25 protein-coding genes are annotated in these 24,850 nt (G+C 68.7%); 12 read left to right on the forward strand and 13 right to left on the reverse strand.

Features of this window, described 5'->3' with window-relative positions:
• Positions 1-48: 48 nt before the first annotated feature.
• Entirely contained in the window at positions 49-288 is a 240-nt protein-coding gene (locus JT689_RS07205) for a DUF5816 domain-containing protein (RefSeq protein ID WP_010903052.1), read from the reverse strand.
• Between the two features lie 91 nt (positions 289-379).
• Between JT689_RS07205 and JT689_RS07210 the strand changes: the two genes are divergently transcribed.
• Positions 380-1,729, forward strand: a complete 1,350-nt coding sequence (locus JT689_RS07210) for a 5'-nucleotidase C-terminal domain-containing protein (RefSeq protein WP_205250808.1) — start codon at positions 380-382, stop codon at positions 1,727-1,729.
• 68 nt (positions 1,730-1,797) lie between these two features.
• Complete coding sequence (trmB, locus tag JT689_RS07215; protein ID WP_205250809.1) at positions 1,798-2,856, forward strand: transcriptional regulator TrmB; 1,059 nt, start codon at positions 1,798-1,800, stop codon at positions 2,854-2,856.
• A gap of 8 nt (positions 2,857-2,864) precedes the next feature.
• Here the strand turns inward: trmB and JT689_RS07220 are convergent, their stop codons facing one another.
• Positions 2,865-3,731 carry a translation initiation factor eIF-2B gene (locus tag JT689_RS07220; RefSeq protein ID WP_205250810.1) on the reverse strand — a complete coding sequence of 289 codons (867 nt, stop codon included), beginning with the start codon at positions 3,729-3,731 and terminating at the stop codon, positions 2,865-2,867.
• Positions 3,732-3,823: 92 nt separating this feature from the next.
• On the opposite strand from JT689_RS07220, the gene JT689_RS07225 reads away from it, so the two are divergent.
• The gene (locus JT689_RS07225) at positions 3,824-4,216 is read left to right on the forward strand and encodes a hypothetical protein (RefSeq protein WP_205250811.1); all 393 of its coding nucleotides are present in this window, start codon (positions 3,824-3,826) and stop codon (positions 4,214-4,216) included.
• On the opposite strand, the gene JT689_RS07230 is transcribed toward JT689_RS07225, so the two are convergent.
• The 3 genes from JT689_RS07230 to JT689_RS07240 are packed head-to-tail and all read right to left on the reverse strand — an operon-like array spanning position 4,217 to position 7,315.
• Entirely contained in the window at positions 4,217-5,719 is a 1,503-nt protein-coding gene (locus JT689_RS07230; RefSeq protein ID WP_205250812.1) for an RtcB family protein, read from the reverse strand.
• A gap of 38 nt (positions 5,720-5,757) precedes the next feature.
• Entirely contained in the window at positions 5,758-6,804 is a 1,047-nt protein-coding gene (locus JT689_RS07235; RefSeq protein WP_205250813.1) for a DoxX family protein, read from the reverse strand.
• A gap of 37 nt (positions 6,805-6,841) precedes the next feature.
• Positions 6,842-7,315, reverse strand: coding sequence for an archease (locus JT689_RS07240; protein ID WP_205250814.1), 474 nt, complete (start codon positions 7,313-7,315; stop codon positions 6,842-6,844).
• Positions 7,316-7,445: 130 nt separating this feature from the next.
• Here JT689_RS07240 and JT689_RS07245 point away from each other — a divergent pair, with 130 nt between their 5' ends.
• Positions 7,446-7,934, forward strand: coding sequence for an N-acetyltransferase (locus tag JT689_RS07245; RefSeq protein ID WP_205250815.1), 489 nt, complete (start codon positions 7,446-7,448; stop codon positions 7,932-7,934).
• A 1-nt stretch (position 7,935) separates the two neighbouring features.
• Here JT689_RS07245 and JT689_RS07250 read toward each other — a convergent pair whose 3' ends face one another.
• From JT689_RS07250 to JT689_RS07265, 4 genes are all read right to left on the reverse strand, one after another.
• On the reverse strand, positions 7,936-8,904 hold the full coding sequence (locus JT689_RS07250; protein ID WP_205250816.1) for a phytoene/squalene synthase family protein: 969 nt from the start codon (positions 8,902-8,904) through the stop codon (positions 7,936-7,938).
• A 110-nt stretch (positions 8,905-9,014) separates the two neighbouring features.
• Positions 9,015-9,383, reverse strand: coding sequence for a hypothetical protein (locus JT689_RS07255; protein WP_049892509.1), 369 nt, complete (start codon positions 9,381-9,383; stop codon positions 9,015-9,017).
• A 67-nt stretch (positions 9,384-9,450) separates the two neighbouring features.
• Positions 9,451-9,618, reverse strand: coding sequence for a hypothetical protein (locus JT689_RS07260; RefSeq protein ID WP_227970876.1), 168 nt, complete (start codon positions 9,616-9,618; stop codon positions 9,451-9,453).
• A gap of 44 nt (positions 9,619-9,662) precedes the next feature.
• Positions 9,663-11,738: an AAA family ATPase gene (locus JT689_RS07265; protein WP_205250817.1), complete on the reverse strand. Its 2,076-nt coding sequence runs from the start codon at positions 11,736-11,738 to the stop codon at positions 9,663-9,665.
• A 190-nt stretch (positions 11,739-11,928) separates the two neighbouring features.
• Between JT689_RS07265 and JT689_RS07270 the strand changes: the two genes are divergently transcribed.
• A complete protein-coding gene (locus JT689_RS07270; protein WP_010903065.1) occupies positions 11,929-12,357 on the forward strand; it encodes an SRPBCC family protein in 429 nt (142 codons plus the stop codon).
• A gap of 33 nt (positions 12,358-12,390) precedes the next feature.
• Here JT689_RS07270 and bat read toward each other — a convergent pair whose 3' ends face one another.
• Together bat and JT689_RS07280 are read right to left on the reverse strand one after the other, a co-directional pair.
• Positions 12,391-14,415: a bacterioopsin transcriptional activator Bat gene (bat, locus tag JT689_RS07275; protein ID WP_205250818.1), complete on the reverse strand. Its 2,025-nt coding sequence runs from the start codon at positions 14,413-14,415 to the stop codon at positions 12,391-12,393.
• Positions 14,412-15,491: a Brp/Blh family beta-carotene 15,15'-dioxygenase gene (locus tag JT689_RS07280; protein WP_205250819.1), complete on the reverse strand. Its 1,080-nt coding sequence runs from the start codon at positions 15,489-15,491 to the stop codon at positions 14,412-14,414. The genes bat and JT689_RS07280 overlap by 4 nt, the downstream gene beginning before the upstream one ends.
• A gap of 100 nt (positions 15,492-15,591) precedes the next feature.
• Here JT689_RS07280 and brz point away from each other — a divergent pair, with 100 nt between their 5' ends.
• From brz to JT689_RS07305, 5 genes are all read left to right on the forward strand, one after another.
• Positions 15,592-15,774, forward strand: a complete 183-nt coding sequence (gene brz, locus JT689_RS07285; protein ID WP_012289336.1) for a bacteriorhodopsin-regulating transcriptional regulator Brz — start codon at positions 15,592-15,594, stop codon at positions 15,772-15,774.
• 243 nt (positions 15,775-16,017) lie between these two features.
• A complete protein-coding gene (locus JT689_RS07290) occupies positions 16,018-16,806 on the forward strand; it encodes a bacteriorhodopsin (protein WP_010903069.1) in 789 nt (262 codons plus the stop codon).
• A 51-nt stretch (positions 16,807-16,857) separates the two neighbouring features.
• On the forward strand, positions 16,858-17,127 hold the full coding sequence (locus JT689_RS07295; protein WP_010903070.1) for a hypothetical protein: 270 nt from the start codon (positions 16,858-16,860) through the stop codon (positions 17,125-17,127).
• A gap of 229 nt (positions 17,128-17,356) precedes the next feature.
• Positions 17,357-18,532, forward strand: a complete 1,176-nt coding sequence (gene priS / locus JT689_RS07300) for a DNA primase small subunit PriS (protein ID WP_205250820.1) — start codon at positions 17,357-17,359, stop codon at positions 18,530-18,532.
• The gene (locus tag JT689_RS07305) at positions 18,529-19,353 is read left to right on the forward strand and encodes a hypothetical protein (RefSeq protein ID WP_010903072.1); all 825 of its coding nucleotides are present in this window, start codon (positions 18,529-18,531) and stop codon (positions 19,351-19,353) included. Before priS ends, JT689_RS07305 begins: the two co-directional genes overlap by 4 nt.
• 93 nt (positions 19,354-19,446) lie before the next feature.
• On the opposite strand, the gene JT689_RS07310 is transcribed toward JT689_RS07305, so the two are convergent.
• Together JT689_RS07310 and JT689_RS07315 are read right to left on the reverse strand one after the other, a co-directional pair.
• Positions 19,447-21,726: a CDC48 family AAA ATPase gene (locus JT689_RS07310; protein ID WP_205250821.1), complete on the reverse strand. Its 2,280-nt coding sequence runs from the start codon at positions 21,724-21,726 to the stop codon at positions 19,447-19,449.
• Positions 21,723-21,971 (reverse strand): hypothetical protein, encoded by a 249-nt coding sequence (locus JT689_RS07315; RefSeq protein ID WP_205250822.1) that lies wholly within the window; start codon positions 21,969-21,971, stop codon positions 21,723-21,725. Before JT689_RS07315 ends, JT689_RS07310 begins: the two co-directional genes overlap by 4 nt.
• Before the next feature lie 141 nt (positions 21,972-22,112).
• Between JT689_RS07315 and JT689_RS07320 the strand changes: the two genes are divergently transcribed.
• Both JT689_RS07320 and JT689_RS07325 read left to right on the forward strand, forming a co-directional pair.
• Positions 22,113-22,910, forward strand: a complete 798-nt coding sequence (locus JT689_RS07320; protein WP_205250823.1) for an alpha/beta hydrolase — start codon at positions 22,113-22,115, stop codon at positions 22,908-22,910.
• Positions 22,911-23,274: 364 nt separating this feature from the next.
• Positions 23,275-24,837 (forward strand): COG1361 S-layer family protein, encoded by a 1,563-nt coding sequence (locus JT689_RS07325; protein ID WP_229373348.1) that lies wholly within the window; start codon positions 23,275-23,277, stop codon positions 24,835-24,837.
• Positions 24,838-24,850: the final 13 nt, after the last annotated feature.

The following is a 24,850-nucleotide window of genomic DNA, read 5'->3' on the forward strand; positions in this document are numbered from 1 at the left end:
ATAAGCTGTGCCCCCGGAGCCGCCCAGCCGGCCGGGCGTGCGCCGCGGTCACTCGTGGGCGGCGTCCCACTCCTCGGGCTTGCGGAAGTTCCCACAGCCGTTGCACTCGATGCGGCCCATCGAATCCATCGCGTTGTCGATGGACTCGCAGTTCGAACAGTACCACCCCCAGCGGCGCTCGCGGTCCGGCGTGCGGTACACCACGAAAAACGGGCCGTCCTGGCCGGTCTCACCCTCGTCCGTGGCGACGTACAGCGGCTGGCTGTCCTCGCCCTCGACGGTCAGCATACCACCGCCTACCGCGGTCCCGCATTTATCGCTTTCCACCGGGTGTCAGTTCCGAAACCCCCTTTGCCGGCACCCACCTCCGTTCACCACTGTGGCGCCCGGTATCTATCACTACTCGGACCTAGAGAACGTCTACGACACGCCCGAACGAGCCGGCCGGCTGGCGGGACTGCTCGCGGGCCGCGGCCCCGACGCGATCACCGCCGGGACCGGTGACAACACCGCGCCCGGGGTGCTGTCGCTTGTCACCGACGGCGAGCAGGCCATGGACCTCTACAGCGCCGTCGACCCGGACGTTGCCACGTTCGGCAACCACGACTTCGACTACGGGCCGTCGCGGACCGCGGCGGTGGTCGCGGACTCCCCACAGACGTGGGTGTCGGCCAACGTCTACCACGACGGCGACCGGGTTGCCGGCGTCGAGCCCTGGACGCTCGTCGAGCGCGACGGTACCACCCTCGGGTTCTTCGGCGTGCTCGATGCGGACACGCCCGCGCTCAACCCGATGGCGAGCGACCTCACCGTGACCGACCCGATCCAAGCGGCCACCGACGCCGAGGCGGCGCTCCGGGACGCCGGCGCGGAGTACGTGGTCGCGCTCTCGCATCTCGGGCGCGGCGACGACGAACTCGCGGCCGCCACCACTGTTGACGCCGTGCTCGGCGGCCACATCGCCAGCGAGCGCGTCGAACGCCTCGACGGCACGCTGCTCACGCGCCCCGGCGCCGGCGGTGACGTGGTCTTCGAGATCGACATCGCGGCCGACACCGTGACCCGCCATCAGGTCGACAACGCGCCCCGCCACGACGGCGTCACGGCCGCGCTCCGCGACCGACTAGCGGACGCCGGCCTCGACGCCGTCGTGGGACACGTCACACCCCCCATGGAGCGGACCGAGCGCACGCTCTTCGAGGGGGAGTCCCGCATCGGGAACTTCGTGGCCGACGCCTACCGGTGGGCCGCCGACGCCGACGTCGGCCTCCAGAACGCCGGCGGCGTCCGTGACGGGCCCGCCCTCGCGGGTGATGTGACCGTCGCGGACCTCGTCAGCGTCGTGCCGTTCGCGGAGCCCGTCGGCGTCGCCGAGCTCACCGGCAGGGAGCTCCTGGACGTGTTCCGGGCGGGCAACGGTAGCGGCGGTCTCGGGTTCGCCGAGCCGGACTGGTGGCACGCCCACGTCTCGGGTGCGACGCTCGAATGGCGCGACGGGGACGGCCTCGTGAGTGCGTCCGTCGGCGGCGACCCGGTCGACCCGGACGCCACGTACACGCTCGCGACCACCGACTACCTGTTTTACTCCGACGACGAGTTTCCCGCGCTCGACGCCGGCCACCGGATCGACCAGCTGGACACCCAACACGAGGTGTTGGCGTCGTACGCCCGCCAGGAGGGCATCAACCCGGAGACCGAGGGGCGCATCCGGTTCCACGCCGACGACTGACGCCCCCACGCCCCGCCTCCCGCGCGCCGACCGCCACCTAAAAGATGCGGGTGGACATCCGTACGCGCATGAGCGACGAGGACCTCCGCGGCACCGTCGAACAGGTCGGCAGAGGCTTCAACCTCGGCGAATACGAGGTCGAAGCCTACCTCACGGTGTTGCGCCACGGCGAACTCACCGCCAGCGACATCGCCGACCGCACGGACATCCCCCAGCCACGCGTCTACGACACCGTTCGGAGCCTCGGCGACCGCGGGCTCGTCGAGTTGCGCGAGTCACGCCCCATGAAGATCGTCGCGCTCAGCCCCGAGGACGCGTTCGCCGGGCTCCAGGAGGACTTCCAGGAGATGGTCGGCGCGCTCGAAGCCGAGTACACCCAGCCCGCGCGCAACACCGAAGCCGTCTCGCTGGTGAAATCCCGCTCGACGATCGTGCGGTACTTCGGCGACGTGATCGCGGAGGCCGACTTCGAGTTGGTGTGCTCGCTCACGCCGAGCCTGCTGGAGCGGTTCGCCGACGACCTCGCGGCCGCCGTCGACCGCGGCGTCAGCGTCGACGTGGTGGTCAGCCCGGCACGGAACGCTCCGGACCCCGACGCCTTCGACTACGCCGCCGCCACCACCGCCGCCCGCGGCCGCCGCGGCATCACCACGCCCGTCATCGCGGTCGCCGACGGCCGGTATTCGGTGTACGCCACCCAGGACGCCGTCCGCGACGACTCCGACCGCTACGGCGTGATCTTCGATCAGTCCGCGCTGGGGTTCCTGGTGTCGGGCTTCTTCGACACGGTGTTGTGGTCGACGGCCACCGAGTCGCTGTACGACCCCGCCACGGAGCTGTCGTTGCCCCGGACGTACGCCGCGATCCGGCGCTGCGTCCGGGACCTCCAGTCCGTCGACGAATCCGTCTACGCCACCGTCACCGGCCGGGACGTGCTCACGGGGGCCGACCGCAGGATCCAGGGGCGGATCGTCGAAACCAGGTTCGAGGAATCCGGGGAGGTCGCGACCATCATCGTCTACACCGAGAACGGCGACCGCGTCGAGGTCGGCGGCCGGGTGGCCGCCCTCGAAGACGTCGAAGCCCACGAGATCGCGGTCGCCCGGGACGCCCCGCCGGCGCTCTGAGCGGGCGGTTACGACTCCAGGGGGAACGCAGTGCGGCGGCCGTCCTCGGTTACCACGGCGTCCAGCAGCCGGGTTGGCGTCGCGTCGTAGGCCGGGTTTTCGACGGTGAACCCCGCCGGCGGCTCCCGGATCACCTCGCTTGTGTCCCGGAAGTCGTTCGTGAACTGGAAGCCGTCCGCGACGAGTTTGGCCGCCGACCCCGCCACCGTGACCGGGGTGCCGGCGTCCGCGGCCGCCGCCACGATCGGGTACGTCCCCACGCGGTTGTAGTAGGTGTCTGCCACGATGCAGTCCATCCCCAACAGCACGCGGTCACAGTCGTCGAGGACGTGGCCTGCGGCCCCGTCCACGATGAGCGTGGGGTCGACGCGGTCCAGTTGTGCGAGCGCGCGCACGGTCTTCCGGCCGAGGTGTCGGGGCCGGGCTTCGGTCACGAACACGTCGAGGTGCGCGCCGTCCTGTGCTGCGAGCTCGATCGCCTCCAGCACCGTCGACGAGTAGTCGTGCGTGAGCAGCGTCTGCCCGTCGGTGATGTGTTCGGCGGTCGCGGCGGCGGCGTCGTGTTTGCCCATGTTCACCCGCGCAACCACGTCGTCGATGGCGGCCGCGGTCACCTCCTGGGCCTCCGGGATCGACGCCGGGTCGGCGTCCCGAACCCGGGAGACGACCTCCCGCTGGGTCGTCACCAGCGAGGCGTGGGAGGGGTTCGCGCGCCGCAGCGCCGTGCTGTTGCGCTCCAGGGCGCGCACGTACGCCGCGACCGTCGGGTAGTCGCTGTCCAGCAGCGCCTCCAGGGCTCGCGCCGCCTTCACCGCGACGACCGAGGAGGAGTGCGTGCGCATCTCCCGGATCTCCTCGGCGGTCTCGTCTATCATACGCGATGGTTCGCGTCGGTTCCGGCAAATGCTTTCCGGAGTCCCTGCCGGTTCCCACACGGGCTTTCCGTCTCGCGCCCCAACCCACTGGCATGGTTGCCGTCTCGTACTACTGCCCGCGGTGTGGCGCCGTCGCCGAGCTCGACCGGGACGCGTATCTCGCGGACAAATCCGTCACGCCGTTCCCGCTGGCGGGCTGGACGTACGCCACCCCCAGCGACGACTACGAGGCCGACGACTGGGACGGCGTGGCGCTGTCGTGTGGCGACGCCGACCACGACGGCCTGGACTGGACTCACCCCCCACACGAGGCCGACAGCCACGACGACACGCCGGGCTGTGGGGAGGCCGTGTACCTGAACTTCGTGCGGTTCGAGGACGGCCAGGAGGTCGACGGAACACAGGAGTCACAGCCGGTCACGCTCGCCGATTCGCCGGAGCCGACGGGGCCACGTGGCCCCACCGGCCCGGGGTTCTCCCGGTAGCTACCCCTTGACGTTGCAGACCGGATACGTGCGGACGACGGGGTCGCCCACGCCCAGGCCGGCTGACACATCGACCACGTCGTCGATGTCCTTGTAGACGCCGGGCGCTTCCTCCGCGATCGTCGCGCCTGAGGCCGCCTTCACGTGGATGTCGTCGTCGGCTTCGAGGGCGTCCTGCACGTCGCCGCCCTGGTACTCGTCTTTGGCCTGGGTGCGGCTCATCAGGCGGCCCGCGCCGTGGGCGGTCGAACCGAACGTCCGCCCCAACGACTGGCTGCCCCCGCGCAGCACGTAGCTGCCCGCGCCCATCGACCCCGGAATGATGACCGGCTGGCCGACCTCCCGGTAGGCCGCCGGCACCTCCGGGTGGCCGGCGGGGAACGCGCGCGTCGCGCCCTTCCGGTGGACGAACAGCTCGCGCTTGACGCGCTCGCCGTCCCCGGCGAGGCTGTAGCCGTCCTCGGTCTCGACGACCGCGTGGGTTTCGCGCTTCGCGATGTTGTGGGACACGTCGTACAGCAGGTCCATCCCGAGGGCCTCCCAGTCGGGCGCGTCGAAGACATCGGCGAACGTCTCCCGGACGGCGTGGGTGATGAGCTGGCGGTTCACCCACGCGAAGTTGATGGCCGCGCACATCGCGCCGTAGTACGACGCGGCGAGCTCGGAGCCCGCGGGCGCGGCTGCGAGGTCCTTGTTCGGCAGCGACGCCAGGAAGTCGGGGTGCTCCTGTTCGATGCGGCGCAGGTAGTCCGAGCAGATCTGGTGGCCCAGGCCGCGGGAGCCACAGTGGATCAACACGACGACCTGGTCCTCGGCGAGCCCGAACGCCGCGGCGGTGTCGTCGTCGTAGACGTCGGTGACGCGCTGGACTTCCAGGAAGTGGTTGCCCGACCCGAGTGACCCCATCTGGCTCGCGCCGCGGTCGCGGGCCTTCTTCGAGACGGCGTCCAGATCGGCGTCGGGTCGCCGCCCCTCGTCCTCGCAGTGGCGGCGGTCCGCGGGAACGGCGTACCCTTCTTCGACACACCAGTCGATGCCGCGTTCGAGGGCGGCGTCCAGGTCGGCGTGCGTGCCGTCGTGGACGCCGCCGCCGCCCAGCCCGCAGGGGACGGCGTCGTACAGCGCGTCCACGAGCGCCGCTTCGCGGCCCTTGACGTCGTCGTAGGTGAGCGTCGTGGTCAGCATGCGGACGCCGCAGTTGATGTCGAAGCCGACGCCGCCCGGCGAGATGCAGCCGTCCTCGGCGTCGAAGGCGGCGACGCCGCCGACGGGGAACCCGTAGCCCTGGTGGCCGTCGGGCATGCAGAGCGCGGGGGCGACGGCACCGGGCATGCCGGCGACGTTGCGGAGCTGGGTGAGCGTGTTGTCGGTGCTGATCTGCGCCAAGAGGCTGCGGTTGGCGAGCACGCGCGCCGGCACCGACTCGTCGCCGGTGTCCGCGAGCGCCCAGACGTCCGGCTCGACTTCGGTGAGCCGGTGGCCGTCGGCGTCGAAGGTGGACATGGCTGTTCGTCGGCCGCCCGCGCTGGAATACGTTTCGGCTACGACCCGGCGTCGTCGCCGCGGGCTGCCGGCTGCGGGGTGGCTGTCCGGTCGTCCCAGGCGTCGAGCACGCGATCGAGGGACAGCGGGCCGCCACCGGTGACGAACAGCGCCGACACCATGCCGAACAGCGTGACGTGGGCCAACACCGGGTCGTCCGGCAGGCCGAACAGGGTCGTCGTCAACACGAGGAACGCGGTGGCCGCGGTGGCCCGCGTGAACAGCCCGAGCACGAACAACACGCCGACCGCAAGCTCCGTGGCACCGGCGCCGAGCACCCAGAGGCCGGGATCAACGGGGACGACCGTCGTCAGCTCGTATTTCTCGACCACCGCGAGCGCCCGCCCGGGGTGTGCGAGTTTCTCCCAGAACCCGAGCAGCGCGAAGTTGAACCCGAGGCCGGCGCGGATCACGGTGGGTGCGTAGCGTTCGAAGGGCCGAATGAGGTCGTTGAACCGGTCGACGACCGGATGCAGCGGGTCGAGTCGCCCGTACAGCGATCCGTCGGCGGCCGCGACCCGCTGGAGCAGGTGGTCGGCGCTCGGGCGGCCGCTGCCCAGCAGCGCGATCCCCAGGAACCCGCCGACGTACTCGCTTGCGAGCACGAGCTCGGGGTGGACGACGAGCTCCGCGAGGTAGGCAGTCAGCCCGACGAGGGCGACGGCGCGGGTGGCCAGCCCGAACAACAGCAGGAACCCGATGGTGACCTGGAAGACGCGGGTCGGCGATTGGACCGCCGGCGAGATGAAATAGCCGGTGAACCCCGCCCCGATCAGTGGCAGCCCGACCGCCAGCCGGAGCATCCACGGCATGAACGTGTGGTAGCCCGCGAGGGCGTCCCGGAGCGCGTGGACGTCCGTGGCGGCCGGCTGGTAGCGGACTGCGACGACCAGGATCGTCACGACCGCGGCCGCGCCGGCCGCGACGATGGCGGCGTTCAGCGGCGTCGACAGCACGTCCACGAGGAACGCGATGGCGCGGTCCGTGGGCGCGCCGTCGGAGACGTACCTAACGTGACCCGGGGACGCGGGTGCGACTGGGGGCATGCTGTGTGGTCGTAGGCGCTGGACACGCAAAAGCCTCTCACACGTCGAAAACGACGTATGCGGCCCAGTCGTCGGGGTGCTCGCGAACGGCTTCGGGTGGCGTCCCCGCCTCGGCGCGGGTGGGGTCGCCGGGCGGCGTGAGCTGCATCTCCGAGTACGTCACCGCCTTGAGGTCGCGGGCGTGGACCGCGTCCAGTGGCACCCCTCGGGCTGACGCTGTGACGCGCCAGTCACCGCCGCCGGTGGGTTCATCGACGGTTGCGGCGTTGTCCACGGGCAACACGCCTTGCACGTCGCGCTCGTAGAGCAGCCGGGTGAGATAATCGTACAGCGCCGCCTCCCGTGATTCCGCGCGCTCGGACACCGTGAGTTGTGCGCCGGTGGCCGGCACGTCGTCGTCGATCATCGCCGCCGCCATGCCGTCCGCGACCGCGCCGAACACGCCGCCGAGACTGTCGGCGGCCGCCGCCACGGCGATGTCGGCGGTGTGCTCGCGTAGCGCGAACGTCACGCGCCGCCCCCGTCCGGTTCGATGGTGTGCATTGGGTCTGCGAACGGCCAGGACGCCCGAAAGGATTTCGACGCCCCGGTTCCCCGTGCGGGACGGTGGAATTATAGTCGTCGCGACGCAACACTCTGGGGTGAGCGTCACGGTGGACAAACAGGTAGTGCCCCCGGGAAGCGGTGACTACCTTGAGGCGGCGTGGGCGCTGAAAGAACACATCCGGGAGCACGAGGGGCTCCTGAAACAACGCCGTGGGTTCTTCGCGAACGCCTATCGACGGGCCGTAGTGCACTGTTTTCTCGGCGGTGGTGACGACGAGCTGGTCGGGTTCGCGGCGGCGCGATCCGACGGCTACATCCTGTTTCTCGCGGTGGCGCCGGACTATCGCGGCGAGAACTTCGGCGAGCAACTCGTCGCGTCCGTCGCCGCCGACGCCGGCAAGGCCTCCTGTCACGCCCGCATGACCAACGAGAACGCCATCGGGTTCTACCGAAACCTCGGGTTCACCGTCGAGCGCGAGATCGAGGACTACTACGAGGACGGCACCGGCGCGTACTACCTCCGGCTGGGCGACCACGACCGCATCCGGGATCGCATCTCGGAGCTGCTGCGCGGCGGCCGGTAGCTCAGTCCGCCCGCGTGGGCTGGGACTCCCGCACCGCAAACGACTGCTCGGGCACGCCACCGGCGTCGGGCTCCCCGATCCCGGTGACTGCGTGGAACACCGCAGTCGGGTCGTCGCTGACCCGCCAGCGCAGCCACGTGCGCGCAACGACGCTGAGCCGCCGCCGCAGCGTCAGTGTGGGCCGCTGTGAGAGCACGTCACAGTCCCGGGCGCGGATCAGGCGGTGCTGGTCGGCGTACATCACGGCCGCCGCGAGCACCGGGAACTGGCAGTCGGCGGGCAGGTGCTCGATGCCCGCGACGCCGTGGCGGTAGAGGCGCTCGGTGCGGTCGAGTTCGGCACGGATCGCGTCCCGGACCTGCGGGGTGGCCGATAGGGCGGCGATGTCGTCGTGGCTCGCGCCGTGGGCGGCCAGGGTCTGACTGGGCAGGTAGATGCGGTCGTAGTCGAGTACGTCCTCCCGGACGTCCCGCAGGAAGTTCGTGAGCTGGAACGCCTCCCCCAGCGACGCCGCGTGTGGACGCGCGCGCTCCGGCTCCGGGGCGTCCATGATGGACAGCATCATGTATCCGACCGCGACCGACGACCCACGGAGGTACTCCGCCAGGTCGTCGTGGCTCCGGTAGCGCGCGGTGTCGACGTCCTGTTGCATGGCGTCGATGAACGTGGTGACCTCCTCGCGGGGGATGTCGTGGTCCTCGCGGAGCGCGGCGAACGCCGCAAGCACGGGGTCGTCGGGGTCGCGATCACCGAGAGCGGCCGCCCGCACGTGTGCCAGGCGGCGGCGCTGTTCGTCGGGCGGCCCGGGTGCCTCGTCGTCGACGATCTCGTCGGTGAGCCGGAAGAACGCGTACAGGACGTAGGTGGGGTAGCGGACGCGCTCGGGGAGGAACCGGGTGGCGATGTGGAACGTCCGACCGGTGCGGCGCTGGACTGCCTTGCTCCGTCGTAGGTGTTCCGGTGAGACCATGGATGACAGTGCGTGTGCGGCGTTGCCTGACGCGCAATACGACCTGTGTGGACCTACACTCGTTTCGCGCCTCAAACCGACACCCCACTAGTTTGGGTGCTTTAGGTGCGCTAGTACTCGTGGTACACTTCCCCGCAGCGCCGACATTCGATGCGGGTCGCGCCGAACCACGGATCGATCTTCTCAACCGGACCGTGACACTCCGGACACACCCCCATCCCCTTGTCGTCGGCCGCGCGCACCGACAGATCGAGCATCAGGTCCTCTAACTCCTCGATCTGCTCGCGTTGCTCCTCGACGACCGCCTCCAGCTCGTCGACGCGTTGCTCGTAGGCCGCCGCCGAATCGAGATCGACGACGACGTCCTCACTGCGCTCCGTGGCCTCGCTGGCTTCCGATTCGGCGTCCGTCTCCGTGTGGTCTTGGGTGTCGGTCGCCTCCGCCGCCTGCTCTCCCGAGTTGTCGGCGTCTTCGCTCACAGCTAGTGGTAGGCGCTCGCCCGTTTCAAACACGGACCAAACTGGTGGCCCCTCGGCGTGGCGTCGCTCACACCAACTGGCGCATGTACACCCCAACGCCAACCACGACGATCGCGAACCCGACGTTCAGCGCGCCCGGCACCCGCTGGCCCCGCGAGATCCGGACGAGTCCGAACGCCGCGATGGCGACGGCAACCATCACATGCACCGCGACGACGAGATCCTGCTTCTCCATACCGCCGCTTCGACCGGCGGCGTCTTCAACGATGTGCCAAACCATCACCCCGCGCCGTCGACCGACGGGGCCGTCGTCTCGATGGCGCGGCGCAGATGGCGCTGGGTGACGACCAGCCCGCTGGCGTCGGTGGCGTCGAACTCCGTCTCGCGGAGGTGGTCCTCCATCGCCAACAGCGCACCCTCGCGGACGACACCCGCGATGTCGCTGCCCGTGTAGCCGGTCGTGGCGGCGGCCAGCGCGGTGGTGTCGATGCGTCCGGTCGCCACGCCGTCGAGTTGCACCTCGAAGATCGCGGCCCGGGCGTCCTGGTCCGGGATCGGAACCGCGACCTGGGTTTCGATCCGCCCCGGGCGAAGCAACGCAGGGTCCACCGACTCCCGACGGTTCGTCGCCGCCAACACCGCAACCGAACCGCGGGGCGACAGCCCGTCTAGCTCGGTCAGCAGCTGGGAGACGACGCGCTCGGACGCCCCCGTGTCGGTGTCGTGGCGGGCCGGCGCGAGCGAATCAACCTCGTCGAGGAACACCACGGCGGGCGCGAGCCGCCGCGCGCGCTCGAACAGGTCCCGAACGCCGCGCTCGCTCTCGCCCACGTAGCGGTTCATCAACTCCGGGCCGTCGACGGACAGGAAGTTCGCGTCCGTGGACGCCGCCACGGCCTTCGCGAGCATCGTTTTCCCGGTTCCCGGCGGCCCGTGTAACAACACGCCGGTCGGCGCGGCCGCGTCCAAGCGCTCGAACAACGCCGGATACCGCTGGGGCCACTCGACGGTCCGCACCACCTCGCGTTTCGCGCGGTCGAGCCCGCCGATGTCCTGGTAGGTGGTCGTCGGCGTCTGCACCGACACGTCGCGGAGCGTGGACGGACCCACGGCGTCCAGGGCGGCTTCGAGGTCGCGCTGGCGGATCACCGGCGGGCCGGCCGCGCTGCCGGCAGCCCTGGTCGCGGCGTCGACGAGTACGGCGGTCAGGTCCGCGCCGGTGTACCCGTGGGTTCGATCGGCCACCGCGTCCAGCGACACCGCGTCGGCGAGCCGAACGCCGTCCGTGTGTACGTCGAGGATGGCGCGCCGAGCGGCCGGATCAGGCACGCCGACGCGCACCTCCGCGTCGAAACGCCCGCCCCGCCGGAGCGCCGGATCAACGGCGTCGGGATCGGTGGTCTCCCCGACCACCACGACTGTGTCGTGGCCCCGGACGCGGTCGAGCAGCCACCCGAGCGCCGACGGCGACCCACGACCGCTGGCGCCGTCCGCCGTCGGGTCGGGGGCGGCCGCGGCCAGCGACTCCACGAACACCACACAGCCCGGCTCGGCGTCCCGGGCGGCGTCCAACACCGCCGCCAGCGCGTCCCGGTCGCCGGCGTCCTCGGGGGCCACCGACTCGACCGCCAGGTCGGCGGCCGCCGCCACCGCACGCACGAGCGTCGTCTTCCCGGTGCCTGCCGGCCCGTGGACGAGCACGCCGGCCGGCGGCCGCACGCCGACGGCGGCGTACGAATCGGCGACCAGCGGCGCGACGACGAGCCGCCGGAGCGCACCGCGTTCGTCGTCGAGCCCGCCGACCCTGGTGGCCGCCGGCGTCGCGTGCTCCGCGTCCGCGTGCCCGCTGTCGGCGGCGTGGCCCGTGAGCGTGATCGCCGTGTCGGCGGTGACGGTGACGGGACCGCCCGGCGTCGTGTCCTCGACGTCGAGCGTCACCACAACGGTGCCGCTGAACAGCGGCACGGCGATGCGGTCGTCCGCGACCAGGTGACGCCCGGCGAGCGCGCGTGCAAGCGCGTCGGCGTCGCCCTCCAGGGTCGACGACGTGGCCGGTGCCACAGTGAGCCCGGCTGCCGGACTGGGATCGGCGGGCGCAACCGTGACCGTGTCCGTCGGGCCGACGTTCCGCAGCACATCCGCGCCCGCGAGCCCGCTGCTGGCCGCGATGGCTGTGGTGTCGGGGCCGACAGTCGCAACGGTTTCCTCGCTGCCGGTGACGGTGACGGCGTCGCCCTCCGCCACCCCGATCTGCTGGCGGGTTTCGGCGGTGAAACTGAGCCGGCCCGGACCGACGGCCGGCGCGTCGGCTGTCCTGTCGGCGGCGTCCCTGAGGGTGACACGCACCCGCGTCATCCGCCTCCTGCCTCCGGTAGCACACCTACAGGTTGCCGCTCAATGCTAAAGCCCCATCCCCCATGTGTTTGGGTGTTCGAGCGTGCCGCGACATGTGGGAGTTTCTACCAAATTGATTGGGGGCTGTAGTTACCCACCCACGCCACCATCATCCACACGTCGGACGACGCCAACTCCACACCACTCATCCATGTTCACGGTCGAACAACAGGCCACAATCGACGCGCCGCCCGGCGACGTCTTTTCCTTCCTCGATGACCCTCGGAACCACGTCAAGATCACGCCCGGACTCATCACCGTCACGGACGTCGAAGCGCTTGCCAGTGGCGGCAAACGAGCCAAATACCGATACAAACTCGCCGGCGTCGAACTCGTCGGCACTGTCGAAGACATCGAACGCGTGCCCGAGCGCCGGCTCGTCCAGGAGCTGACGGGCGCCATCGACGGCACCATCACGTACCGGCTCTCCGGCGACGACACCACGTCGCTGACCTACGAGGCCGAGTACGACCTGCCGGACACGGTCATCGAATCGGTGCTGGCCCCGATCGCAAAAGCATACAACAAACGGGAAGCCGCCGCCACCGTCGACAACCTCACGACGTTCCTCGAACACTGACACGGATCCGCCACAGCCGGCGTGTGGCCCGCGTCACTCCTCGAAGAACGCGCCGACGAGCTTCTGCTTGGCAGCCTGCAGATGCTGGTGGTACGTCGACGGCACGATATCCATCGACTCCGCGAGCTGCTTGCCCTCCGCGCGCCGCGGCCACTCGAAGTAGCCGCTCACGTACGCCTTCTGGAGGGCGGTGAGCTGCCGGTCAGTCAGGTCGCTGCGCAACTCCTCGCGGAACCCATGCGGGGTCTGCTCGGGATCGTCCTCGTGGTACGCGACCAGCTCCACGTCGGCGTACTTGTCCCGCAACGTGCTCAACACCCGCCGCGCCGCCCCCTCGGTTCCGACCCGGACGTCGAGCTCCAGCGTCGTCCGGTCGGCGTGCATGCGGATGACCCGGCTCCCACACTCGGAGAGCACGTCCACCAGCGGCGAACTCGACAGATCGAACTGCACCACGCTCTCGTCGTCGGTCGAGACGATGACCTCGGCGTCCTGGACGGCGTCGTAGCCCAACGCGGTGTCGACGACCGCCTGGGGGTCGTCGTGTGGCGTTGTCACGAGCATGAGCACGCCCTGCGTCTGGCTGTCCGCGATCGTCGCCTCCTGCTCGAAGGTGGTGTCTGTCGCCCCCGCCAACTCGACCAGGAACAGCGCCGTATCGGACAGCTCGACGCCGATGTTCAACACGGTGTCCGTGGCGATGGTGCGCCGGGTCAACGCGTCGTTGATCGACGCGCCGGTCGTGCGGCCAAGCGAGCGCAACAACACCTGTTCGCGGTCGTCGATGCGGTGTTCGGCCGTCGACACGGCGAGCACGCCGTAGGTCGTCGACCGGTACGTGACCGGCACCAGCACGCACGCGTCGCCGTCGGCGGTCCCGGAGACGTCGTCGGCGTCCGTGCTCACGAGCGCTTCGCGCTGCTCGACGACGTCCTGAAGCAACGCGACGGCCTCGCCGGCGGACGCGAGATCGAAGACGTCGCCGTCGCATCCCTCACAGTCCCCCGCTGCCTCCGCGACCGTGATCGTGTCCTCGGTCGCGTCGTACCGCCCGAACCACGCGCCGGCGTACTCGCCGCCGGTGCCGATGCGGTCGGTGATCCGGGTTTCGATCTCCTCCCGGTCGGCCGCCCGCACTAACGCCGACGTGACATCGTTCATCAGGCCGTTCACGCGGTCCAGCAGTCGATCCAGGGACTGGCGTTCCCCCTGGAGCTCCTGTTGGGCAGCCATGCGCTCGGAGACGTCCATCTGGAACCCGACGTAGTGTGAGACGGTGCCGTCCTCGTCGTAGATCGGGCTGATGTCCACCTGGTTCCAGAACAGCGACCCGTCGCGGCGGTAGTTCCGCAACACGACCTGGGTGTCGTGGTCCTCGGTGATCGCGGTCCAGAACTCCGCCACGCGGTCCTCGTTGGTCTTCGGCCCCTGGAGGAAGCGGTGGTTCGCGCCCACGACCTCGTCGGGCGAATACCCCGTGATGTCCTCGAAGGAGTCGTTGATGTAGATGATCGGCTCCTCCGGGTCGGTGGCGTCCGAGATCGTGATCCCGATCGGGGCCTCGTCGAGGGCTTGCTCTTTGAGGCGGCGCTCGGACTCCACGGTCAGGTCGGAGATCGGCATCCGCGTCTCGGTGTCCTCGGAGTGGGCGGGCGCGCTCTGCTCGATGCGGTCGGCGATCGTCGCGGTGGCGTCCTCGGACACCGCCGGCACCAGCCCCGTCGCGTCGGCGTCGACGGCGCGCCGCGCAACGTCCTCGTCGACGGCTGTCGGCACGACCACGACCGGGAACTCCGCGTGGGTCTGCCGGACTGCTTCCAGGAACGCCACGCCGTCGAAGCCATCCGGCTCGTGGACGGCGACCACACAGTCGATGTCGGGATCGTCGACGCGATCGCGTGCGGCCACGAAATCACGGATCTGGGTCACGTCGAAGCGGCCGTCCTCGTCGAGGTCGCAGGCAGCCGGCCCCGTCTCCGGGTCGCTGCCCGCGAACAACACGCCGATCGTCGTCGCGCCGGCGGCGGTCTCGGACTCGGTGTTCTGGACGCTCGTCATGGGACGTACCAGATGCCGCGAGTGCGGTCAAGCCACCCGCCGACGACGACGTGCGGGAGCGCGATGATGCTCACGAAAATGCTCCAGAACGCGACCAAGCCCACGAGGATCCCACCACCACCCAGGGGCTGTGGGGACAGCAGCCAGAGCACGGTCGCCAGGCCGAACGTGGCGACGCTGCCGACGATGAGCACCGCCCACGAGGCGAGCGTGGCGCGCGCCGGGTCGTCGGCGTCCAGGGCGTCGAGCATGCCGGTGGCGTCTGCCTGCGTCACCGCCGTGTCGTCGACGGCCGACGATCGGGCCACCTGGCGGGCCGAGTACCACAGCGGGAAGTACAGCCCGACGGCGATGACCACCGGAACGAGCGCGAAGTACGCGATCAACAGCAGCGTCTCGGCGGCGTCGGCGAGGAACGACCCGGTACCGGCCGCCCGCCGGTAGCCGAGCCCCAGGTGTGCGACCACGAGCGCCCCGTACCCGCCGCCGAGCACGAGCCGCCGGGTTGCGATGTCACCGCCGAGCGCCGACACGGCGCTGGGGTCGAAAATCGAGATCATGACCGAGCTGAACGCGTAGAACACGTCCGTCCAGAACAACATGGGAACCACCATCACTGCGCCGCCCCGGACGACGGCGGCGAGCCACCGCTGGGGGCGCGTGCGCAAATGGTCAGTTCCGTAGAGGGCGTCCATCGACTGCACGCCACCGAACCCACCTTTGGCGACGGCCACCGTGACTGCCAGCCCCAGTCCGGCGACGGGCGCGACGAAAAACAGCGCGCCGAACGCCGCGATCCCGACCAGGTAGGCGACGATATACTTGCCTTGGAAGGAGGCAGCCCGTCGCCGCAGGTTCTCGAAATGCTCGTAGCCGCCGTGCGGGAGGTTCATCGCGACCATACCCAACAGGTAGACGCCCGCCTGGACCTCCAGTGGGACCGCGAAGCCCGCGCCGTATCCGACCGCGAACGCGGCGGCAAGCGCGAGCAGTGACAGCCGCGACACGGTCAACGGGAGGTCGCCGGCTGCCTCCGGCACGAGCCACGACGGGACGAACTGCGACCTATTGCTCATATGAATACACACGTCACTACCGAGCATCAAAAAAGACCCAAGCTAGTGGGGTATCAGAACTGGAGAATATTTAAGGAACGGGAAGACACACCCGGGAGTAGTGCCGATCACCGACCTCCACTGTCCGCGGTGCGGATCCGACGTGAAGATGGGGCTCCCGATGGGTGCAACCGTGAAGTCCGTCACGGCTGCGTCACGACAGGAGCCGACCAGCGACACCCAGAAGGTGCGAACGGTTGAGTGCCGCAACGATCACGAGTTTTTCGTGCGCTTCGAGTGGTAACACGCGTGCACGCACCGACTTCACCGCGGGTGTTTCGACGCCAGCCGGCCGTTGAACCAGCAGGCAGCGGGCATTTCACAGCCGCTGTGGCCCACACACTCGGTGGGGTGCGCTATTTTGGTATGGTTCGGAATCCGCGTGTCGGCTCCGTGTCTGACGGTTCATCGGTCTAAATTCCGTCACGAGCGTACCATACTGATTGGGTCGTAGAGTTACACACATATCCTCGTTAGGTACTGTTGCATGTTGGAGTTATTGCCAACAGCAGTGGAGGGGGTATCGCAGGCCCAGATCACCGGACGTCCGGAGTGGATCTGGCTAGCGCTCGGTACGGCGCTAATGGGACTCGGGACGCTCTATTTCCTCGTGAAAGGGATGGGCGTCTCGGACCCAGATGCAAAGAAATTCTACGCCATCACGACGCTCGTCCCAGCCATCGCGTTCACGATGTACCTCTCGATGCTGCTGGGGTATGGCCTCACAATGGTACCGTTCGGTGGGGAGCAAAACCCCATCTACTGGGCGCGGTACGCTGACTGGCTGTTCACCACGCCGCTGTTGTTGTTAGACCTCGCGTTGCTCGTTGACGCAGATCAGGGAACGATCCTTGCGCTCGTCGGTGCCGACGGCATCATGATCGGGACCGGCCTGGTCGGCGCACTGACGAAGGTCTACTCGTACCGCTTCGTGTGGTGGGCGATCAGCACCGCAGCGATGCTGTACATCCTGTACGTGCTGTTCTTCGGGTTCACCTCGAAGGCCGAAAGCATGCGCCCCGAGGTCGCATCCACGTTCAAAGTACTGCGTAACGTTACCGTTGTGTTGTGGTCCGCGTATCCCGTCGTGTGGCTGATCGGCAGCGAAGGTGCGGGAATCGTGCCGCTGAACATCGAGACGCTGCTGTTCATGGTGCTTGACGTGAGCGCGAAGGTCGGCTTCGGGCTCATCCTCCTGCGCAGTCGTGCGATCTTCGGCGAAGCCGAAGCGCCGGAGCCGTCCGCCGGCGACGGCGCGGCCGCGACCAGCGACTGATCGCACACGCAGGACAGCCCCACAACCGGCGCGGCTTTTCAACGACACACGATGAGTCCCCCACTCGGTCTTGTACTCGCACGATCGCGCGACGACGGCGACGCCGACGGCGACTTTCCAGCGTCGCTCAACAGGCTGGCTGTCGTCGCGCTCGCTGGTGCGGCTCTCGTCGGTGCGGCGGGTCTGTTCGCCGTGCCGTTCCTGCGGTCGTTCGGCATGACGTTTTGGGAAGCGTTCACCGTTGTTGGTGTCTCCGAGTTCGTCTCGGCCATCGTGGCGGCCCTCGCGGGCTACCACCTCTACACCACGCCCGACGACTAGCAGGGCCCGCTGGCGAGCCATCACTCCCGCTGTGGCGAGGCGACGGCCGTTCTGTACCGCTACCGCCGGCCCGGAGTCCGGGACATCGGCGGGGCGATGCGCATCGAACGGTCACCCCACGATTGCCGGCATGCACCGGGCGCCGGGTCGGTTCGTCCGGCCGAGACGCGCTGTCGATCCCGGCGAGACGACACTGATTTACCCGCGGTCGGCGTACTGCCGTCCCGACATGGAGGAACGGACCCGTGCGTATCTCCGGGGGCGGTTCGGCGACGTGTACCGCCGTGCGGAGATCGACCTCCCCCCGCGCGCCGACGACCGCGAGTGGGGGTATATCCCGTGGACTGCCGGCCCCGACACGACGATGGTTCGGCACAAATCCACGCTGGATCTGGGGTCGATGGCGTCGTTCCTCGAACGGAAATGCCCCCGGCACGTCTATTTCTCGGCGGGCACCTACGACGCTCCGGGGGCGGCGACGATGGACGAAAAACACTGGCAGGGCTCGGATCTGGTGTTCGACCTCGACGCCGACCACCTGCCGCGTGTCACCCTCGGGGAGGATTCCTACGCGGAGATGCTGTCGAAGTGCAAGGACGCACTGCTGCGGCTGCTCGATTTCCTCGAGCGCGATTTCGGGTTCGAGGAGCTGACCGTGACGTTCTCCGGCGGCCGCGGATACCACGTGCACGTCCGCGATGCGGGCGTCTACGAGCTCGGCAGCGAGGAGCGCCGGGAGATCGTCGATTACGTGCGCGGCAACGACCTGGCGTTGGAGACGCTGGTCGAGGCTGAACCCGTCGGCGGCCGCGGGCTAGAGAACCCCACCGAGAAGCGGATGCTGCCGGCCGACGGCGGCTGGGGCCGTCGGGTCACCACCCGCCTCGAAGCGTTCGCCGACGACCTCATCGAGCGCGGCGAGGACGACGCCGTGGCGACGCTCACGGAGTTCGACGGCGTCGGAGAGAGATCGGCGCGGGCCATCTACAACGTGGTCGCGGACAACACCACGGCGGTGAAGCGTGGAAACGTCGACGTGCATCCGGCGTTCCTGACGGTCGCGCGGCGCTACATCGACGAGACCGTCGCGGCCGAGCAGGCACCCATCGACGAGCCGGTGACCACCGACACGAACCGCTTGATCCGGCTGCCCGGATCGCTGCACGGCGGCAGCGGGCTGGAGGTGCAGCGCCTCGACCGTGCCGCACTCGATGACTTCGATCCGCTCGTCGACGCCGTTCCGGAGACGTTCGTCGGCCACGACATCACCGTCGAGCTACCCGCAGAGCACACCGTCGAGCTGCGTGGGGAAAACCTTACAGTCGGGCCGGGCGTGAGCACAGTTCCAGAGTACGCGGGTGTCTTCATGATGGCCCGCGGTACCGCCGAGAAGGCCACAGAATGAACTTAGACGACTTACGGGCGGCACAAACACAGGAGCGCGCGACCGACGGCCTGCAGGACCTCCAGGAGTCGTTTTACGCGGACGTCGCGGCGTTCATCGAGTCACTGAAAGACCGCCGCGACGACGCCGCGGCCGCGGCCACCGATCCGTTCGGCGATCCGGAGGTCCAGGAGCTCACGGACAAAATCGAGACCGCCGAGCAGGTCACGGAGGCCATCTACGAGCGCCGCATGGGGAAGCTCGTCAAGCAGGCCAGCCTCGCGGCCGCCGGGATGCCCGACGACCAGGGCGGGCTCACCGCCGAGGAGCGCGACCTGTACGGTGACCTGGTTGCCCGCATCGAGGACAACAAGGCGCACGTGCTCGACGTGATCGCGGGCGACGCGGCCAGTGCGCGTCCCGATGGCGACGACCCGGCCGATCCTGGCTCCCCGGCCCCGGACAGCGATGCCGGCGACACGTCTCCCAGGGACGCCAGCCCGCCGGCGGGCGGCTCCTCGGTGGCTGCCGCAATGGGCGGTGACGACGGCGGGACCCTCGACCCGCCACCGGCTCCGGAGCCCCCGGGGGACGGTGGGGCAGACCGGGTTGACACGACCACCGATGGCGGCGTGCAAAGCGAACCCGCAGACGACGCCGGCGTGCCCGACAGCGGCGACGCGGCGACCGCCCGGGTTCGTGTCCGAGTGACCGACACCGTCGGTGAGATCCTCGGCGTCGACGAGCGACCCTACGACCTCGAAGCCGGCGACGTGGTCACGCTCCCGGAGGCGAACGCCGACCCGCTCATCGAGAAAGACGCCGCCGAGAAGCTGGACTGAGGCCGGGCGGGCGACGGCCTGCTGTCGGTCGCTACGGGACGAGCGCAGCGTGCGTTCGGCACAGCCAGGCGTCGTTCCGGGGCGGCGCGTCGGTCAGTGGAACGCTCCGGACGCGGGTTCGTCGTCGGTCGGCGTGTCCGCGGTGTTGAACCGCTGTTCGATCTCCTCGTAGTTCTCCTTGACGTCCGCGTCGACGCTGGCCGTGACCTCCCCGAGCGCGGCCTCGAAGTGCGCCATCGTTACGCGGACGTTCCCCACGGAGTCGCTGGCGTCGGCGGGGTCGACGGAGTTGATGAACTCCCGGGTGGCGTTCATCGTGGCCTCCCGGACGAGCGCCTCCACGTCCGCGCCGACGAACCCGTCCATCCGCTGGGCCACGGCGTCGAGGTCGACGTCGTCCGCGAGGGGTTTGTCGCGCGTGTGCACGTCGAGGATCGCGCGGCGCGCGTCGGCGTCGGGCACCGGCACGTGGATGTGGCGGTCGAGGCGACCCGGCCGCAGCAGCGCGTCGTCGATGAGGTCCGGCCGGTTCGAGGTCGCAACCACGACCACGTCTTCGAGGGCCTCGATGCCGTCCAGTTCGGTGAGCAGCTGGGAGACGACGCGCTCGCCCACGCCCGAGTCGCTGGTTGCGCGCCCGCGCTGGCCCGCGATGGCGTCGATCTCGTCGAAGAACACCACTGTCGGGGCGTTCGACCGCGCCTTCTCGAACACCTCACGGACGCCCTTCTCGGACTCGCCGACGTACTTGTTCAGCAGCTCCGGGCCTTTCACGGAGATGAAATTCGAGTTCGCCTCGTTGGCGACGGCTTTCGCCAACAGCGTCTTGCCGGTGCCCGGCGGGCCGTACAGCAAGACGCCTTTGGCGGACTGGAGATCCATCTCGGAGAACACGTCCGGGTAGTCCAGGGGCCACTGGATGGTCTCCCGGAGGCGTTCTTTGGTGTCCGTGAGGCCGCCGACGTCCGCCCACGTGGTGTCCGGCACCTCCACGAACACCTCGCGGAGCGCGGACGGCTCGATGCCGTTCAGCGCGCGCTTGAAGTCGGCTTCCGTGATCGAGATGGATTCCAGGAGTTCGGCGTCGATCTCGTCGGATTCCAGGTCGATGTCCGGGCGCACCCGGCGCAGTGCGTTCATCGCGGCTTCCTTGGCGAGGCTCTCGATGTCCGCGCCGACGAAGCCGTGCGTGCTCTCGGCGTAGTCGTCGAGGTCGATGTCCTCGACCAGCGGCATGCCACGCGTGTGCACCTGCAGGATCTCCTTGCGGCCGTCCTGGTCGGGGACGCCGATCTCGATCTCGCGGTCGAAACGCCCGCCCCGGCGGAGCGCGGGGTCGATGGCGTCGACGCGGTTGGTCGCCGCGATGACCGTGACGTCGCCGCGGTCCTCCAGGCCGTCCATGAGGCTCAACAGCTGGGCGACCACGCGGCGCTCGACGTCGCCCTGGGTTTCGCCTCGCTTGGGCGCGATGGAGTCGAGCTCGTCGACGAAGACGATCGCGGGGGCGTTCTCCTCGGCCTCGTCGAAGACCTCGCGGAGCTTCTCCTCGCTTTCGCCGTAGTATTTGCTCATGATCTCCGGGCCGGAGATCGTCTCGAAGTGCGCGTCGATCTCGTTGGCGACGGCTTTCGCGATGAGCGTTTTGCCGGTGCCGGGTGGGCCGTGGAGGAGCACGCCTTTCGGCGGGTCGATGCCGAGTTGCTGGAAGAGCTCGGGGTGACGCATCGGCAACTCGATCATCTCCCGCACCTGTTCGAGTTCGCCGTCGAGGCCGCCGATGTCCTCGTAGGTGACGTTCGGCGTGGGGTCGCCGGTCTCGGCTGCCTCACCGGCCCCCGGCGCGATCTCTTCGGCGGGGCGCTCGGAGAGCTGGATTTCGGTGTCGTTGCTGACGACGACCGTGCCGCTGGGCTCGGTTTCGGCGATCTTGACCGGGATCTGCTGGCCGGAGATGGTGCTCATGCCGCCGAACCCGAACGAGATGGGGATGGTTTGCCCCGCGGTGACCGGGCGGCCGTTGAGCCGGTCACGAACCATCGGCGCGATGTTGCCGCGCACGCGAAGGTTCTGCGGGAGGGCAACGGTGACGCCGCCGGCGGGCTTGATGTCCGCGGGCTCGACGGTGACTTGATCGTCGATCCCGACGTCGGCCTCCTTGCGCAGCCGTCCGTCGATGCGGACGACGCCGTCGCCGTCGTCTTCGGGGTAGCCCGGCCAGACGCGGGCGACCGCGCGCCCGTGGTCGCCCTGGCCGTCGATAACCACGTAGTCGCCGTTTTCGAGCGCCAGCTCGTCCATGGAGTCGCGGTCGACGGCGGCGAGACCGCGACCTGCGTCCTTCTGTTTGAGTGGTTTGACCGTGAGTTTCATCGTGACACCTCGACTGTTACGACGCCGTTGTTGATGAAGGCCCGCGTTGAGTCACCGTCCGGAACGGGGAGTTCGTACTGGTCGGTCGGCGAATCGTCGCGGGTGACGATCGCGGTGTCCTGGACGACGTCGACAGCAACGCGGTCGTCGTCGACTCCGAGGTCGGCGGCGACGATCACCGCATCGCCGTAGTCGTAGCGTCGAACCAACGGATCCGATTCGGTGAGATGGGGTTTCGAAGTCATATTACTAACGTAAGGTAATCGTTCAGCACACTTAAACCCTTCGTCCAGTTGTGGGGGACGTGATGGGGTTTCCCGACGACAAGTAGAATTGCGGTTCACACCGTCGTAGGTCTTATGCCCTTGGTTGCTCTCGCCGCAACCATGGAGACGCTTGCCCACCACGGACGGTCGACAGCCTACCGCGTCCGTGGGTCCGCAGACGCACCCACCGTGTTGTTCGTCCACGGCAGCGGCGGCACCCACGCCGTCTGGAAAGCACAGCTGGCGCGCCTCGCGGACACGTATCGGGTCGCCGCCCTGGACCTACCGGGGCACGGCGACAGCGACGACATCGAAACCGACCCTGGCCCGGAGACGCTTGACGCGTACGCGGCGGACGCGCGCGCCGTCGCCGCCGATGTCGGTGCGTCCGTCCTGGTGGGGAACAGCCTCGGCGGTGCGGTCGTGCTCACTGCAGTCCTCGACGGAGGCGTTGAGCCGGACGCCGTGGTGCTTGCCGGATGTGGCGCAACGCTCGCGGTCGCCGACTCGCTTCGCGCCTGGCTCGCCGGGGATGGCCCCGGGTTCGAGCGGGCACTGGCGTTCCTCCACGACAGCGGCCGGCTGTTCCACGACCCCGACGACCGCACGCTCGCCCTCTCGAAGGACGCAATGCGGGACTGCGGGCGCGCCGTCGTCAACCGCGACTTCCGGTCGTGTCACACCTTCGATGTCCGGACACGACTCTCGGAGATCGACAGCCCGGTGTTCGCGCTCACCGGTGATCACGACCACCTCACACCGCCCTCGGCCCACGAGTTCCTCGCGGAACACGTGCAGACAGGGGGGTGGACGACGCTCCCGGATGCCGCACACCTCTCGATGCTCGAAACACCCGACCAGTTCAACGACGCCCTCGATGCGTTTCTCCGTGACCCCGCGCTAGTGGGCCGCCGATAGCGGCGGCACTGCCGTGTGCGGCGAGTCACTTACCAAGCTACAGGCAGTATACGTTCCCGATGACACACGTCTCCGCGGTGGTTGCCTAGATGGGAACATTCATTTCCTCCCGACCGTTCGGTAGGCATAGAGGCCAAGCGGTTCGGCACCAGGGCACGACGACACGACCGACACAGTAGATCGGACCCTCACCGACTCACGCACGGCTCTTTCCGATGTCACAAACAACGCACTGAGATGAATTCCAACCGAAAACGTACTTCACGAAGACATGTTTGACTCCCAATCAGTAAGCAAACACGCATCGCGTATAACTGTTCTGGCCGTTGTGGTTCTCATCACGCTCTCGGCAGTTCCGTTGTCCGTGAGCGCGGCCGACAACACCGTCACGGGGAAGCCTGACATCTCGCTTTCCTCGCCTGACGGCCCTGTCGCCCCGGAATCCGCACACGCGTTCACCGTCACGGTGTCGAACTCCGGGACGCTGATCCAGGGCGGACAAGACCAATACGAGCGCGAGGTCCAAACGGCAGAGGCCCTCAAACTCGACATCGCGACGGAGAAACTGGACGCCAACATCACCCCGAAAAGCGGGACGTACACGATCAGCAGCCTCCCCAGCGGACAGGGCACTGATATCAAGTTCCAACTCGAAGTCGGAGACGTCGAGCCCGGGACGTACCGCATCCCGATCGACGTCGCCTACGAACACACGCGATCGGTTTCCTACGGCCGATTCCAGGAAGCCTCCCGCACGAAAACCGAGGAGGAATCCACCCAGTACGTCGATATCACCATCGAGGACCAGCCACAGTTCTCGATCGTCTCGCAGGGCGAAAACGAGATCTACGGCGGCGACACCGGGCAACTCTCGCTCGACGTCAAAAACACGGGCACCGAGACGGCGACCGACGCCTCGGTGCAGCTCAGCAGCCAGTCCCCGACGCTGTACTTCGGGCAAATGACCAGCCCCCAGCCACAGACCAGCGTGTACATTCCGGCGCTTGACCCCGGCGAAACAGCGAACATCTCCGCGAAAGTCGGCGCGGAATCCAACGCCGATGCCGGCGACTACCCGATCAACGCCGTCGTCGCCTACACCAACAGCAACGGCGTGACGCGGAAATCGCAGTCCCTGACCGCCGGCGTGTCCGTCCAGCCCGAACGCACGTTCGAACTCCGGAACGTCGAGACGGAGGGGTTCCGGGTCGACGAGTCCGACGCCGAGATCCACGGCGAAATCGTGAACACCGGCTCGGGATCCGCGAACAACGTCGCCGTCCGCCTGGGATCGATCCCGGGCATCGAGCCGACCAACGGGGAGTCCGCGGTGGGTGACCTCGGACCCGGCGAGTCCAAGCCCGTGTCGTTCACCGTCGCGATCCCAGGCTCCGCTGAGCCCGGCAGCAACTCCTTCCCGTTCAACGTCGAATACGAGAACGACAACGGTGACGTGCGGACGATCTCCAGTCCGCTGCGCCAACCCCTCGAAATCGGCGCCGAGCAAGACCCCTTCGAGGTCGTCAACGTGAGCACGTCGGTCTCCCCCGGCGGTAGCGACACGGTCGCGGTCTCCCTACGGTACCAGGGCGACGAGCCGGTGTCCGCCGCGAACGCCAAGCTGTTCGTGAGTGATCCGCTGTCGACGTCCGACGACGGCGCGTACCTCGGCGAACTGCAGCCCGGCGAAACCACCACAGCGACGTTCACCGCCAGCGCCGACAGCGCGGCGATCACCAAAGAGTACGACGCGTCGGTGGAAGTGCGCTACGACGAACCGGACGGTGACACGAAATACACGGACGGCCTCACGGTCGGGGTGCCGGTGTCGCCCCAGTCCGGCGGGCTCCCAGTGCCGCTGCCAGTCATCATCGGACTCGTTGTGGTCGTGGCTGGCGTGGGCTACGTCCTCTACCAGCGCCGGTGAGCGCAGCCTGGAA

The sequence above is a fragment of the Halobacterium sp. GSL-19 genome, from assembly GCF_016917855.1.
GTDB lineage: Archaea > Halobacteriota > Halobacteria > Halobacteriales > Halobacteriaceae > Halobacterium > Halobacterium salinarum.

Bases quoted from the DNA above. Each gene is read 5' to 3' on its own strand.
- JT689_RS07205 (WP_010903052.1), bottom strand. From the start codon at position 288: ATGCTGACCGTCGAGGGCGAGGACAGCCAGCCGCTGTACGTCGCCACG.
- trmB (WP_205250809.1), top strand. From the start codon at position 1,798: ATGAGCGACGAGGACCTCCGCGGCACCGTCGAACAGGTCGGCAGAGGC.
- JT689_RS07220 (WP_205250810.1), bottom strand. From the start codon at position 3,731: ATGATAGACGAGACCGCCGAGGAGATCCGGGAGATGCGCACGCACTCC.
- JT689_RS07225 (WP_205250811.1), top strand. From the start codon at position 3,824: ATGGTTGCCGTCTCGTACTACTGCCCGCGGTGTGGCGCCGTCGCCGAG.
- JT689_RS07230 (WP_205250812.1), bottom strand. From the start codon at position 5,719: ATGTCCACCTTCGACGCCGACGGCCACCGGCTCACCGAAGTCGAGCCG.
- JT689_RS07235 (WP_205250813.1), bottom strand. From the start codon at position 6,804: ATGCCCCCAGTCGCACCCGCGTCCCCGGGTCACGTTAGGTACGTCTCC.
- JT689_RS07250 (WP_205250816.1), bottom strand. From the start codon at position 8,904: ATGGTCTCACCGGAACACCTACGACGGAGCAAGGCAGTCCAGCGCCGC.
- JT689_RS07260 (WP_227970876.1), bottom strand. From the start codon at position 9,618: ATGGAGAAGCAGGATCTCGTCGTCGCGGTGCATGTGATGGTTGCCGTC.
- JT689_RS07265 (WP_205250817.1), bottom strand. From the start codon at position 11,738: ATGACGCGGGTGCGTGTCACCCTCAGGGACGCCGCCGACAGGACAGCC.
- JT689_RS07270 (WP_010903065.1), top strand. From the start codon at position 11,929: ATGTTCACGGTCGAACAACAGGCCACAATCGACGCGCCGCCCGGCGAC.
- bat (WP_205250818.1), bottom strand. From the start codon at position 14,415: ATGACGAGCGTCCAGAACACCGAGTCCGAGACCGCCGCCGGCGCGACG.
- JT689_RS07280 (WP_205250819.1), bottom strand. From the start codon at position 15,491: ATGAGCAATAGGTCGCAGTTCGTCCCGTCGTGGCTCGTGCCGGAGGCA.
- JT689_RS07290 (WP_010903069.1), top strand. From the start codon at position 16,018: ATGTTGGAGTTATTGCCAACAGCAGTGGAGGGGGTATCGCAGGCCCAG.
- JT689_RS07295 (WP_010903070.1), top strand. From the start codon at position 16,858: ATGAGTCCCCCACTCGGTCTTGTACTCGCACGATCGCGCGACGACGGC.
- priS (WP_205250820.1), top strand. From the start codon at position 17,357: ATGGAGGAACGGACCCGTGCGTATCTCCGGGGGCGGTTCGGCGACGTG.
- JT689_RS07305 (WP_010903072.1), top strand. From the start codon at position 18,529: ATGAACTTAGACGACTTACGGGCGGCACAAACACAGGAGCGCGCGACC.
- JT689_RS07310 (WP_205250821.1), bottom strand. From the start codon at position 21,726: ATGAAACTCACGGTCAAACCACTCAAACAGAAGGACGCAGGTCGCGGT.
- JT689_RS07315 (WP_205250822.1), bottom strand. From the start codon at position 21,971: ATGACTTCGAAACCCCATCTCACCGAATCGGATCCGTTGGTTCGACGC.
- JT689_RS07320 (WP_205250823.1), top strand. From the start codon at position 22,113: ATGGAGACGCTTGCCCACCACGGACGGTCGACAGCCTACCGCGTCCGT.